This is a genomic window from Paraburkholderia caledonica NBRC 102488, assembly GCF_000685095.1.
GTDB classification, from domain to species: domain Bacteria; phylum Pseudomonadota; class Gammaproteobacteria; order Burkholderiales; family Burkholderiaceae; genus Paraburkholderia; species Paraburkholderia caledonica.
Map to the genome: position 1 here is coordinate 399747 of NZ_BAYE01000001.1, position 13550 is coordinate 413296.

At 62.5% G+C, this 13550-nt stretch carries 11 protein-coding genes; 2 read left to right on the forward strand and 9 right to left on the reverse strand.

The features are described from left to right. Nucleotides 1-99 precede the first annotated feature (99 nt). Nucleotides 100-2397, reverse strand: a complete 2298-nt coding sequence (locus tag BCA01S_RS01860; RefSeq protein ID WP_027775460.1) for a putative bifunctional diguanylate cyclase/phosphodiesterase — start codon at nt 2395-2397, stop codon at nt 100-102. A gap of 250 nt (nt 2398-2647) precedes the next feature. Here BCA01S_RS01860 and BCA01S_RS01865 point away from each other — a divergent pair, with 250 nt between their 5' ends. After that, on the forward strand, nt 2648-3241 hold the full coding sequence (locus BCA01S_RS01865; protein WP_027775461.1) for a lysozyme inhibitor LprI family protein: 594 nt from the start codon (nt 2648-2650) through the stop codon (nt 3239-3241). Here BCA01S_RS01865 and BCA01S_RS01870 read toward each other — a convergent pair. From BCA01S_RS01870 to BCA01S_RS01885, 4 genes are all read right to left on the reverse strand, one after another. Further along, complete coding sequence (locus BCA01S_RS01870; protein WP_156955021.1) at nt 3238-3768, reverse strand: nucleoside deaminase; 531 nt, start codon at nt 3766-3768, stop codon at nt 3238-3240. The genes BCA01S_RS01865 and BCA01S_RS01870 overlap by 4 nt on opposite strands. A gap of 82 nt (nt 3769-3850) precedes the next feature. Then, the gene (locus tag BCA01S_RS01875) at nt 3851-4993 is read right to left on the reverse strand and encodes a BMP family ABC transporter substrate-binding protein (protein ID WP_027775463.1); all 1143 of its coding nucleotides are present in this window, start codon (nt 4991-4993) and stop codon (nt 3851-3853) included. A 157-nt stretch (nt 4994-5150) separates the two neighbouring features. Then, nucleotides 5151-5504, reverse strand: a complete 354-nt coding sequence (locus tag BCA01S_RS01880; RefSeq protein WP_027775464.1) for an ArsR family transcriptional regulator — start codon at nt 5502-5504, stop codon at nt 5151-5153. Nucleotides 5505-5565: 61 nt separating this feature from the next. Then, the gene (locus BCA01S_RS01885; protein WP_027775465.1) at nt 5566-6999 is read right to left on the reverse strand and encodes an aminotransferase-like domain-containing protein; all 1434 of its coding nucleotides are present in this window, start codon (nt 6997-6999) and stop codon (nt 5566-5568) included. A gap of 167 nt (nt 7000-7166) precedes the next feature. Here BCA01S_RS01885 and BCA01S_RS01890 point away from each other — a divergent pair, with 167 nt between their 5' ends. Then, nucleotides 7167-9515, forward strand: a complete 2349-nt coding sequence (locus BCA01S_RS01890; RefSeq protein ID WP_027775466.1) for an FdhF/YdeP family oxidoreductase — start codon at nt 7167-7169, stop codon at nt 9513-9515. 50 nt (nt 9516-9565) lie between these two features. Here the strand turns inward: BCA01S_RS01890 and BCA01S_RS01895 are convergent, their stop codons facing one another. The 4 genes from BCA01S_RS01895 to BCA01S_RS01910 all read right to left on the reverse strand — a co-directional run bounded on the left by BCA01S_RS01895 (nt 9566) and on the right by BCA01S_RS01910 (nt 13546). Further along, complete coding sequence (locus BCA01S_RS01895) at nt 9566-10069, reverse strand: M48 metallopeptidase family protein (protein WP_027775467.1); 504 nt, start codon at nt 10067-10069, stop codon at nt 9566-9568. A gap of 79 nt (nt 10070-10148) precedes the next feature. After that, nucleotides 10149-11447: an L-fuconate dehydratase gene (locus BCA01S_RS01900; protein ID WP_027775468.1), complete on the reverse strand. Its 1299-nt coding sequence runs from the start codon at nt 11445-11447 to the stop codon at nt 10149-10151. 42 nt (nt 11448-11489) lie between these two features. Further along, on the reverse strand, nt 11490-12431 hold the full coding sequence (locus BCA01S_RS01905) for an ABC transporter substrate-binding protein (protein WP_027775469.1): 942 nt from the start codon (nt 12429-12431) through the stop codon (nt 11490-11492). An 89-nt stretch (nt 12432-12520) separates the two neighbouring features. Next, nucleotides 12521-13546 (reverse strand): ABC transporter permease, encoded by a 1026-nt coding sequence (locus BCA01S_RS01910; protein ID WP_027775470.1) that lies wholly within the window; start codon nt 13544-13546, stop codon nt 12521-12523. Between the last annotated feature and the right edge of the window lie 4 nt (nt 13547-13550).

Genomic DNA, 13550 nt, shown 5'->3' on the forward strand with positions numbered 1-13550 from the left:
GTCGTTGCATCTTACGCCCAGTCTTCAGCGCGGTTATGTCACCTAGCCGATCCTCGCGGATTGAGAACCTTCGCGACATACGCCAACGCGACGCGCGGATCACGTCGCCGCATACACATCCGCCAACGCGCGCGCATACGCGCTCGCTCCCACTGGCCGGCTGTACAGATAACCCTGCTGTTTGTCGCAATCGATCGAACGAAGGAATGCGGCCTGCTCGGGCGTCTCCACGCCTTCCGCGGTGACGTTCATGCCGAGCGAATGCGCCATCGCCACCACGGCCTGTGTGATCGCGATCGAATCGCGATGATCCGGCAAGCCCGCCACGAACGACCGGTCTATCTTCAGGTTGTGCAGCGGAAAGCGCTTCAGATACGACAGCGACGAATAGCCAGTGCCGAAGTCGTCGACGGAAATACGCACGCCTGTCGCGCTCAACGCGAGCAGCATGGGCAGCACGGTGTCGCTGTCGCTCATCAGAAGCCGCTCGGTGATTTCCAGTTCGAGCGCCGCCGGCTCGAGCCCCGAATGGTCCAGACAGCGCCTGATCCGCTCCACCAGACCGTCGTTGAACTGGCGCGGCGACAGATTCACAGCGACGATCAGATCCGGCGCGAGCGTGCGCCGCCATTGCGCCGCCTGCTCGCAGGCACGGGCGAGCACCCAGTCGCCGATCTCGACGATCAGTCCCGCGTCTTCCGCAACCGGAATGAATTCGGCCGGCGAGACATTGCCAAGCTCGCTGTTGTACCAGCGCAGCAGTGCTTCGGCGCCGATGGTCCGGCCGGCGTGACTATCGACGATCGGCTGATACACGAGACTGAGCTCGTGGGCGGCAAGTGCGCGGCGCAGCGACTGCTCGATCAGGAACCGGCGTTGCAGTTGCTGATTGAGTTCCGCCGTGAAGAACTGGAAGTTGTTGCGCCCGCGCTGTTTCGCGTGATACATCGCCGAGTCGGCGTTGCGCATCAGCGTAGGAGCGTCCTGGCCGTCTTCGGGAAAGCGGCTGATGCCGATCGACGCGCCCAGGTAGTACTCGTTGTCCGCCACCGCGAACGGCACTGCGATTTCCCCGAGAATGCGACGGGCGAGGCCGACTATCTGCTCGTTGTATTCGCAGGCGCTCACCACGATCACGAACTCGTCGCCGCCCACGCGCGCGAGTGTATCGTCCGGGCCGACGCAGCCGGCAAGGCGCTCGGCGACCCGTTTCAGCAACGCGTCGCCGGCCTCATGACCGGCCGTGTCGTTGACTTTCTTGAATCCGTCGAGATCGACGAAGAGCACGGCAACACTCGTGAGTTCGCCGCTGCAATTCGCGTTGCCGGGCGCGAACAGGCTGTTCATGCGCTCCGTCAGATAGGCCCGGTTGTAGAGCCCGGTGAGGGAATCGCGCGTCGCGAGGAATTTCAGCTGGCGCTGCGCCTCGCGCACCGGGCCGATGTCGGTAAACGAGATCAGTACGGAGTCGGGCTTGCTCTCGCCGGGCTTCAGAATCGGCACGACGTTCTCGGTGATCCAGATCACTTCGCCGTTCACCAGTTCGAGCGCCAGTGTGACGCCGAGCATCGGCTTGCCGCTCGCAAGCACCTGGGCGACAGGCCGCTCATGGTCGGCCACGGGCGAGCCGTCCTCGTGAAAGCCGCGCACCATCACCGTGCGGATGCTGCGCCCGACGATCTGCGGACCGGTGCGCAACATGCGTTGCGCGCTCGGATTGCAGGCCAGCACGACGCCCGCGCGGGACTGCACGACAATGCCCTCGATCAGATGATCGACGACCAGCCGGTGATGCTCCTCGCTGTTCGCAAGCCGCTGCGCCATCGCGTCCTGATGCACGGCGAGCCCGACGCTGCGGCTGATATCGCGCAGCATCGTCTCTTCCTGCGCGGTGGGACGGCGCGGCTCGCGATGATAGACGGCGAATGCGCCCAGCACGGCGCCGGCGTCGTTCTCGAACGGCACCGACCAGCACGCGCGCAAGCCGTGCGGCAACGCAAGCGCGCGGAAGTCCGCCCACAGCGAATCCGTCTCGATGTCCTCTACCACCACCAGCCGCCGCTCGTACATCGCGGTGCCGCAGGAGCCCGCGCTCGGACCGATTGGCACGCCGTCGATCGCCGTGCTGAATTCCGCCGGCAACGACGGCGCGGCGCCCATCTTCACGTGGGCGCCGTCGTCGTCGAGCAGCAGGATCGAGCACGACGCGCCCCCGCCCAGCAGCGCTTCCGCGCGGTGGCAGACTTCTTCCAGCAATTCCGGCAACGGCGTATTGCGCGTGATCAGCCGCAACACGCTACGCTCCGACGCCAACACCTCTTCGGCCAGATCCGGCCGGTAATGGCCGGCATCGGGCGTCGCTCCTACGTCCATGCGTGATGTCGCTTCGCGGTTCATATATGGGCCCCCCAACCCAACATCGGCAAGAAAGCGTAAGCAGCGCATCAGGGTATACCCGCCAAACGTGAAGATGTTCGCCGGGAGTGCTTACGTTTGCCCTGCATTGCGCGATCTGGGGTGTCCGGTGGACTCGCGCGAGGCAATATCTGGTAATCACTCGCGGTAAGTGCCGCGTTTTTCCGGCGTCTCGATCGCGCGATCGGACGATCATCCGTTGCATGAAAAACCATGCATCGCGGGAATCGTCATGAAAATCGTCCGCTCCGCTCTGATCGCCGCGCTGCTGATCGCGCATTCGTCCGTTCAAGCCGCAAGTTTCAACTGCACGAAGGGCCATTCCTTCACCGAGAAGATGATCTGCAACGATACGGCGTTGTCGCGTCTTGACGACACGCTCGGGCAGCTCTACTGGAAAGCGCGCCGAAGAGCGCCGGATCGGCGCGGCTTCATCGCCGACAGCGACAGCAAATGGGCCTGGCGCGAGGCCAATTGCCGGGACGCGGCGTGTCTGGGGACGTGGTACGCAACACGTATCGACGAGCTTCAACAGGTGCTTGCGAGCCTCCCGACGGGCGCGCAGCTTGCGCTCGCCCAACCCCCTGAACCTGCCGATGCGCTCAAGCCCGCGCTCACGCCCGCGCCCCCGGAGCGCTCACGCAAGCCGTCCGTGCCTGCGAGTCCCACCGTCGAAACGGCAATGCGTCAATGCACGGCCGCGAATCCGGGGATCGCGATCGGCGAGCAATGCCCGAGCGTCATCAAGCAGAACGACGGCCGGTGGAAATACCGGCCGCATGGCGGCGACTGGTTCTGCGGCATCGCGATGCTGGAACCGAGCTAGCGGCTATTCCAGAACCTGCGCTGCACGTCCATCACCTCGGACTCGACTTCGGCGACCGGGCCGATCACTTCGACGCGCTTCTGACAGTGATCGAAGACATACCGGCAATCGACGCTCATAGTCGGATTCTCCGCGTGATCGCCGGTCGCCTCCAGCAGGCGCTTCTCCGTCATGCCGAACACCACCCGGCCTATGTTCGCCCAATACATCGTGCCCGCGCACATGCAACATGGCTCGACCGACGTGTACAGCGTGCAACTCCACAAGTAGGCGGGCGTGAAGTTGAGCGCCGCCACGCGAGCGAGCACCGACTCGGCATGGTTCACAGTGTCGACGTTGCCCTGCTCCATCAACACGGTTTCCTGGTCCGGGCCGACCAGCACCGCGCCGAACGGGTGATGCCCGAGCAGCGTCGCCCGCTCGGCAATCCGGCTCGAATGCCGCAGATGCCGCACGATCTGCTCGTGCGTGGGCGTCAAGCCCTGCGGCGGAAAGCCAGTCGCATCGGCGCCGGCGGTTGCGCTCATCTCCGCGCTCGGAACAGTCAGACTCACGGGCGTACTCCTTGTCGGTGCCGTCGGCAGGCTGCGAGGCTCGATGCAGGTCGCGTTACTTCGGCAGCGAGCCGTCGACGCCCTGCACGAACCAGTTCAAACGCAGCAGCTCCGCGTCGCTCAGCGACTTGCCCGCCGCAACCTTCACCGCACCTGACTGATCCACGATCGGCCCGGCGAACGGATTGAACTTGCCCGAGACGATGTCGTCGCGCTTCTGGCTCAACGCCTTCTGCGCAGTCGGCGACACCGCTTCGGTGTTGATATCGGCGAGGTCGATCGCCTTCTCTTTCAGGCCCCACCACACCGGCGCGTTGTTCCATGTGCCCGCCATTACCTGCTGCACCAGATACGTGTAATACACGCCCCAGTTGCTCACGCACGCGCCCAATTGCGCGTTGGGTCCGAACTTCTTCATGTTCGAATCCCAGCCGAACGCGTGCACCTTCTTCTGCTCGGCGGTCTGCATGGTGGCCGTCGAATCCGTGTTCTGAATGAGAACGTCCGCGCCCTGGCCGATCAGCGTTTCGGCGGCCTGCTTCTCGCGGCCCGGATCGAACCAGCTATTGATCCACACGACCTTGACGCGCACCTTCGGGTTCACGGAGCGCGCGCCCATCGTGAACGCGTTGATGTTGCGCACCACTTCCGGCACCGGCACCGAGCCCACGAAGCCAAGCGTGTCCGACTTCGTCGTGTAACCGGCGACGAGCCCGGCGAGATAGGCGCTCTGGTAGGTGCGCACGTCGTACGTCGCGAAGTTGGCCGCTTTCTTGTAGCCGGTCGCGTGTTCGAACACCGTGTCCGGAAAGTCTTTGGCGACTTTCAGCTCGAAGTCCTGGAAGCCGAAGCTCGAACCCACCACGATCTTGTTGCCCTTCGACGCGAGATCGCGGAACACGCGCTCCGAGTCCGCAGACTCGGGCACATTCTCGATGCGCGTCACCTTGATCTTGTCGCCAAACTTTGCCTCGACCTCTTTAACGCCCTGTTCGTGCGCATAGGTCCAACCGGCGTCGCCGGGATTGCCGAGGTAGACAAACGCAATGCCGACGGGCTGCGCGGTGGCCGCCGACGCTGCCGTTGCAGCAAAGCCGAGGCTAAGGCCTATGGTTGCGGTGCATGCCGCGACGAGCGCGGTCCGGGCAGTCTTGATACGCAATGATCGATGCAGCGCTCGCGCCAGCGTTGTTTTCATGAATTCTCCGAAATCGATTAAGGGGTTCGCCTGGCGCCCGTCGGTGCGGGGCAGGCCTCCAGCATAGGGGGCCATATTCCGAGGTCAATTTCAGAGGAAAAATTATTCGCTGTTATCCCGTGTATAACGGAATCGGTATTGCGCACGGCGCGATTAACTAGTGAAGGCTCGGCGGCGACGTGTCGTTGGGGTCGGGCGCCTCGTCATCGCCCGCGGCCCCGACTTCGCCGAACAACTCCGCGCACACTTCCTGGCCGCTGTCGCTCAGACGCGCGGTGCCGGCGCCCTCCTCGTCGAACGTCGTCTCCACCAGACCGCTGTCGACGAGCACCGTCAACTGCCGTCGAAGCGCGCTCATCGGCACGTTGGCCTGCTTGGAGAGCCTCGCTAACGACCACGCGCCGCTACGCATCTCGCGGCGAGGCCTCGCGTCTCCGAGGCTTTCCCGATGTGCGCGCCAAAGCTGCCCCAGCACGGCTATCAGCACCGGATCGATTTCATCGTCATCCATTCGTGTCTCCTTCTTACCGTTTTATCTGCCGAGCTTTGCTGCATCAACTCGTGCAAGCGCTTCACGCCATTTGCGTCACCAGTTCGCCCAGTGTCTTCAACGCCGCCTCCGTTTGCGCAGTCCACGGGTAGCTGTAATTGAGCCGGATGAAATGGCGAAAATCGTTGCGCGCCGAAAACATCATGCCCGGCCCGACCGTAATGCTACGCGCGAGCGCCGCCTGATAAAGCCGCATCGAATCGACACGCTCGGGCAACTCCACCCACAAAACGTAGCCGCCTTGCGGCGTCGAGATACGGGTGCCGGCCGGAAAGAAACGCCGCACCAGCGCGGTCATGATGCTCGCCTGCTGCCGGTAGACCTTGCGAACATGCCGCAAATGCCGGTCGTATGCATCCTGCCGCAGATAATCGGCGACCGCGACCTGCGGCACGGAAGGCGTTGTGAGCGTGTTCAGAAACTTCAGCTTCTCGACCTGCGCACGATAACGCCCCGGCAACGCCCAGCCTATCCGGTACGACGCCGTGAGGCTCTTCGAAAACGACGCGCAATGCAGCACGAGACCTTGCGTGTCGAAGCTTTTCAATGCCGACGGCCGCGTCTCGCCGAAATACAACTCCTGATAAACGTCGTTCTCGATCACCGGAATCTGATGCGCGGCGAGCAATTCGACGAGTTGCCGCTTGCGCGCATCCGGCATCTGGAAACCGAGCGGATTCTGGAAATTCGGCATCACCATGCAGGCGGCGATCTTCTGCCGCTCGATGACCTGCGCGAGTGCGTCGATGTCGATGCCGTCGACCGGATGCGTCGCTACCTCGATAGCGCGCATACCGAGACGCTCGATCGCGTGCAGCATCGCGTAGTAAGTCGGCGATTCGACGGCCACTGTGTCGCCCGGCTTGGCGACCGCCTGCAGGCTCAAGTTGATCGCCTCGGTGGCGCCGAGCGTGATGACGATCTCGTCCGGATCGACCGGCATGCCGTTCTCGGTGTAGCGCCGGGCGATCTGCCGGATCAGCTCCGGGTTGCCGGGCGGCAGATCGTCGATCAGGTTCCAGCTCGCCTGACGGCGCGCAATCGCGTTCGCGTACTGGTTGATGCGCCGCCACGGAAACAGCGATGGATCGGGATACGGCGAGCCAAACGGTATGGCGTCGTGCGCGCGAATGCTGCGAAGCGTCGACAGAACGAGGCGGCTCACGTCGACTTCCGCGGCAACGGGCGCTACCGGCGCGGCAGGCTTGCCGCCCGCCCGCCGGGTCTCAGGCCGAAACGCGTGCAGCGCGGCTTCGCGCACGAAGTATCCGGACTGCGGGCGCGTCTCGACAATGCCGCGGCTCTCCAGCAACGCGTACGCGTGCAGCACCGTCTTGATGCTCACGCCATGCTGCTGGCTCGCCTGCCGCACCGAAGGAATCCGCTCACCGGCGGCGAACACGCCCCGGCGCACGGCTTCGGTGATTTCATCGGCGAGCTTTTCGTACAGTTTCAAGGACGTGGCTCAAGGGACTGGATAGTTCGAGACGCCAGTCTATGACAAAACGCAAGCAACTGTATCCCTTCCCTTTTTGATTTTCTGTATGCTGCACTGCGATTGGAACACAGTAGTCTTGGAACATCGGCCCGAAAAGCCATGACAAGACCACGCGCGGCAACATCATGAAAAAAACCGACACACGCAGCGAATCCGGCAGCGAACCTCGCATCGAGCCATACAAGCATCCGGCAGCCGGCTGGGGCGCGCTCAAATACGTCGCCATCAACCTGATCAAGGAAAAGGTGACGGGCGGCAACTACCGCACGCTGCTCAAACAGAATCAGCCGGACGGCTTCGACTGCCCGGGCTGTGCATGGCCCGACCGTGAGCATGCATCCACGTTCGAGTTCTGCGAGAACGGCGTAAAAGCGGTGGCCGCCGAGGCAACCAGCAAGCGCGTGACGCCCGCGTTCTTCGCGGAGCACACCGTCGCGGAACTGATGACGCAGTCCGACTTCGAGTTGGAGCAGCACGGGCGCCTGACCGACCCGCTCGTCTATGACGCGATGCGCGACCGCTACGTGCCGATCGGCTGGGACGAAGCGTTCGATCTGATCGCGAGCCATCTGAAGCGCCTCGACGATCCGAATGAGGCCGCGTTCTATACGTCGGGCCGCGCGAGCAACGAAGCAGCGTTCCTGTACCAGTTGTTCGTCCGGATGTACGGCACCAACAATTTCCCCGATTGCTCGAACATGTGCCACGAAGCGACGAGCCGCGGCCTGCCTCACACCGTGGGCATCGGCAAGGGCACGGTGACGCTCGACGACTTCGAACATGCCGACACGCTGCTGATCTTCGGCCAGAACCCCGCCACCAACCATCCGCGAATGCTCGGCGAACTGCGCGAGTGCGCAAAGCGCGGCGCGACGATCGTGTCGATCAACCCGCTGAAAGAACGCGGACTCGAGCGTTTTGCGAGCCCGCAGCATCCAGTGGAAATGCTGACGATGGGCAGCACGAAGATCAGCTCCGTGTTCATCCGCCCGAAGGTCGGCGGCGACTTCGCGCTCATCAAGGGCGTCGCCAAGCGCGTGATCGAACTGGATGACGAGGCTCAGGCTTCCGGGCTGGAACGTGTGCTCGACGTCGCGTTCATTGCCGAACATACGGTCGGCTTCGAGGCCTTCGCCGAAGATCTGCGCGCGGAAAGCTGGGAGACCATCGTCGCCGAAGCGGGCGTGCCGTTCGAGGATGTGCTGAAGCTCGCCGACATCTACGTGAAGGGCCGAGCGGTGATCTCGACGTGGGGCATGGGCCTCACGCAGCACAAGAACTCGGTGCCGACGGTACAGTTGCTGTCGAACCTGATGATGATGCGCGGCAATATCGGCCGGCGCGGCGCGGGCCTGTGCCCGGTGCGCGGGCACTCGAACGTGCAGGGCGACCGTACCGTGGGCATCGAAGAGAAGCCGACGCAGGCGTTTCTCGACCGGCTCGGCGAGGCCTACCGTTTCGAGCCGCCGCGCGAGCATGGGCTCGACGTGGTCAATACGATTCAGGCGATGCTCGATGGCAAGGTCAAGGTGTTCATCGGCCTTGGCGGCAACTTTTCGATTGCGACGCCCGACACGCCGCGCACGTGGGAAGCCATGCGGTCATGCGATCTGACCGTGCATATCACGACGAAGCTCAACCGCAGCCATCTCGTGCATGGCCGCGACGCGCTGATTCTGCCGACGCTCGGCCGCACGGAGATCGACTTGCAGCACGGCGTTGCGCAAGGCGTGAGCGTCGAAGACTCGATGAGCATGGTGCACATCTCGTACGGCATGAACAAACCGGCGTCGGAGAACCTGCTGTCGGAAATTGCGATCGTCGCGCGCATGGCGCATGCGACGCTCGGCAGCGACAAGGTCGATTGGCTCGCGCACGCCGCGGATTACTCGCTGATTCGGGACGGCATCGAGAAAGTGATCGACGGCTTTCACGATTACAACGAGCGACTCAAGCGCCCGGGCGGCTTTCACCTGGGCGTCGCATCGCGCGAGCGGATCTGGAAAACGCCCACCGGCAAGGCGCAGTTTCTCGTGCATCCGATTGCGCTCGACACGCCGATTCATCGCGCGCGCGAGCAACACGGCGAGCGCCTGATGACGTTGATGACGACGCGTTCACACGATCAGTACAACACGACGATCTACGGTCTCGACGACCGTTATCGCGGTGTGTATGGACAGCGGCGCGTGCTGTTTGCCAACAAGGACGACATCGCGATGCTCGGGTTTGCCGCCGGACAGCGCGTGGATATTACGAGCGTGTGGGCCGATGGCATCGAACGTCACGCAGATGGCTTTCTGCTAGTCGAATACGACATTCCGCGCGGTTGCCTCGGCGCTTACTACCCGGAGACGAATCCGCTCGTGCCGCTGTCGTCGGTCGCGGACGGTGCGGGCACGCCCACATCAAAGTCCATTCCGGTGTTGCTCAAGGCGTCGGCTGTCGAAATGGCCGAAGCGGTCGCCGCCTGAAAAGACGATGACGTGCCGCGTGCTTTCGTTTGAATAAACCGCGGCACGTATCAAGCCTGACTCCTCGCCGACTCGCGATGGGTCAGGTAAAGCCGCAGGTCGAATTCGATCTGGCGGTATCCCGGCTGCATGAACTCGCAGAGGCGGTAGAACGCCTTGTTGTGCTCGCTCTCTTTCAGATGCGCGAGTTCGTGCACGACGATCATTTTCAGAAACTCCGGCGCCGCCGTTTTGAATAGCGACGCAATGCGGATTTCCTTCTTCGCCTTGAGCTTGCCACCTTGCACGCGCGAGATGCTGGTATGCAGGCCCAGCGCGTGACGCACCACGTCGAGCTTGCTGTCGTAAGTGACTTTGTCGATCTGCTCCGCGCTGCGCAAATGCTCACGCTTCAATTCCGCGCAGTACGTGTAGAGCGCGCGATCCGTCTGGACTTCGTGCGTGTTCGGATAGCGCGCGGCGAGATAGGCGCCGAGCTGGTCGTCGGCAATCAGCTTTTTGACTTTCTCCAGCAATGCGGGCGGATAGCCGCCCAGGTATTTCAGTTGATGCATGGTCGTGGCTTTGCGTGAGCGCCGCTTGAAAATGCGGAACGCTGAACGCCAAGTTTACACGGCCAGGCCAGCAACGCGCTCAAGGGCGCCAAACGGGACCGTGAGGAAAGTCATGCTGGTCGAGCGAGGCCGCGTGCATTTCAATGCTGTAGCCCGCCCGCTGCGGCGGCATATAACGGCCATTGCGGATCACGACAGGATCGACGAAATGCTCATGCAAGTGGTCCACATATTCGAGCACCCGGTTTTCGAGCGACGCCGACACGCAGATGTAGTCGAACAGCGAAATATGCTGCACGTACTCGCATAGGCCAACGCCGCCCGCGTGCGGACACACGGGCACGCCGAACTTCGCCGCCATCAGCAGCACGACGATCACTTCGTTCAAGCCGCCCAACCGGCAACTGTCCACCTGACAGAAATCGATTGCGTGCGCCTGCAGCAACTGCTTGAACATCACGCGATTATGGCAATGCTCGCCCGTCGCTACACCGATCGGCGCAAGCCGCCGGCGGATCGCCGCGTGACCGAGAATGTCGTCGGGGCTCGTGGGCTCTTCGATCCACCAAGGGTCGAACTGCGCGAGACGCCGCATGTTCGCGATGGCTTCGTCCACATCCCACACCTGATTCGCGTCCATCATCAGTTTGCGGTCCTGGCCGATTTCTTCGCGCAGGATGCGAGCGCGGCGCATGTCCTCGTCGAGATTGCCGCCGACCTTCTGCTTGAAATGCGTCCAGCCTTGCGCGACGCCTTCGCGCGCGAGCCGTCGAATCTTGTCGTCGTCATAGCCGAGCCAACCTGCCGACGTCGTGTACGCAGGATAGCCGTGCGCAAGCATTTCGTTCTCGCGTTCGCTTCTAGTAGCCGCGTGACGATGCAGCATCGCGATGGCTTCATGCGGCGTGATCGCGTCCGTCACATAGCGGAAGTCCAGACATCGCACCAGTTCTTCCGGGCTCATGTCGACAAGCAGCTTCCACACCGGCTTGCCTTCTGCTTTTGCCCACAGGTCCCACGCCGCGTTGACGACCGCAGCCGTGGCGAGATGGATCGCGCCCTTGTCCGGGCCGATCCATCGCAACTGGCTGTCCGAGGTCAGCATGCGCCAGAAAGCGCCCATGTCCGAAGCAATCTCTTCGAGCGTTTTACCGACGACGAGCGGAGCGAGCGCCTCCACCGCCCTCACGCAGATCTCGTTACCGCGGCCGATCGTAAATGTGAGCCCGTGACCGGTAAGCGCGTGCGGCGCGTCGGTTTCAAGAGTCACGTAAGTGGCCGAATAATCGGGCGCGGCGTTCATCGCATCGGAGCCGTCGAGCGAGCGCGAAGTCGGAAACCGGATGTCCCTGACGGACAGCGTGGTAATCGTGGTCATGTGAGCACGCTCCTCGACGGCAGTTCGTTAAGCGACGATCAATCAATCGTAGAGCACTGCGGCGATCTTCGGATCGTTCATGTTGCTTTTGTCGTACCAGTAAAAGCCGGTGTCGACTTTCTTCGGCAGCTTCTCGCCCTTGAGCGCTTTCACCGCGGAATCGACGACGCATTTACCGATCCCGATCGGGTTCTGCGTGATTGCGCCGGCCATCAACCCGGAGTTGATGTCGTCTTTCTGCTCCTTGCCGGAGTCGTAGCCGATCAGCACGAGCTTCTTGCCCGACTCCTTGACGCCGATAGCCGCGCCTTCCGCCGAACCCTCATTCGCGCCGAAAATTCCCTTCAGGTTCGGATTCGCCTGGATCATTGCCTTGGCGATTTCGGCGGACTTCAGATGGTCTCCGCCGCCGTACTGCACCGAGACGATCTTGACGTTCGGATGCTTGCTTTTCATTTCGTTGAGGAAACCGTCGCGGCGGTCGATGCCCGTGCGACTCGTCTGATCGTGCACGATGACGCCGACTTCGCCTGCATTGCCGATCGCCTCGGCCATCTTGTCGGCGGCGAGCGCGGCTGCGGCGAGATTGTCGGTCGAGCAGGTCGTGAGCGGAATGTCGCTGTCCACGCCGGAGTCGAACGCAATGACCGGAATCTTCGCAGCCTGCGCTCTTCGCAGCAGCGGAATGGCCGCCTTGCTGTCGAGCGCGGCGATGCCGAGCGCCTGCGGTTTTTTCGCGAGCGCGGCCGACAGCATGTCGATCTGCTTGTCGACCATGGCTTCCGTCTCCGGTCCTTCGAAGGTGATTCTGACCTTGTGTTCCTTCGCGCCCTGTTCGGCGCCTGCCTTGACCGCCTGCCAGAACTGGTGCTGGAAGCCCTTGGAAATCAGCGGGATGTAGACCTCGTCCGCGTGTGCGAGATTCGCGCCGCCGACGAGCGCGCCGACACCTATCACGGCGCCGAATAGTTTGCGATTCAACATTGAATATCTCCTCCTGAGGTGTGGACCCTTCTTCTTCAGCTGTTCAGGAAGCCTTGTGGCGCCTCCCGTTGTTGATACTGTCGCGAGCGTCAACTCTTCCTGCGTCGCAAGATGTCCGCGTAGACGGCAAGAATGATGATGAGGCCAGTCACCACGATCTGCCATTCCTGAGCAACGGACATGATGCGCAAGCCGTTGGTCAGCACGCTCATAATGAATGCGCCGATAATGGTGCCGAGTATCGTGCCCGAGCCGCCCGAAAGCGAGGTCCCGCCGATCACCACGGCCGCAATCGCTTCGAGTTCGTAACCCTGGCCGAGCGCCGGCTGCGCCGAATTCAGGCGCGACGCGATCAGCAAGCCTGCAATGCCGCAAATTGCGCCGCCCAGGCCGTAAATGGCGATCTTCCACCTGTCGACGTTCACGCCCGAAAGCCGCACCGCTTCTTCGTTGCTGCCGAGCGCGAACGTGTAGCGGCCAAGCGCGGTGCGATTGAGCGTGATGGAACTCACGATTGCGAGAAAGAACAGAATCAGCACTGCGTTGGGAATCGGCAGGCTCGGCACCAGATAACCGATCAACGAGTCCTGCGAAATCATGTAGAAGTTTTCGGTGTCGGTGAAATAGATCGGCTTGTCGGCCGACACGACAAGCGAGAGCCCCTTGAGCAGCAGCATCATGCCGAGCGTCGCGATGAACGGCGGTATCTTCATCTTCGCGGTGAGCGTGCCCGAAATGGTGCCGCAGATCGCGCCCGTGCCGATCGCGGCAAGCACGCCGAGCCACATCGGCAAATGCCAGTAGGTGAGAAACACGCCGCAAATGACCGCGGTGAAGGTCATCAACGTGCCGACGGACAGATCGATGCCGCCGGTGATGATGACGAACGTGGAGGCAATCGCGAGGACTCCGTTGACCGCGGTCGCCTGCAGAATGCCGAGGATGTTGTCCATCTGCATGAAAGCGGGCGACGCGAAGCTGAAAAACACCAGCAACAGGATCAGGCTCGCGAAGGCAAGCAGCTTCTGCAGCGCAGTCGGCGAGAAGATGCGGGCTCTGAGGCCGGTTAAGCGCCGCTGGCCGGTCAGCGCGGAAGAATCGGGTTGCATTGTCATAGCG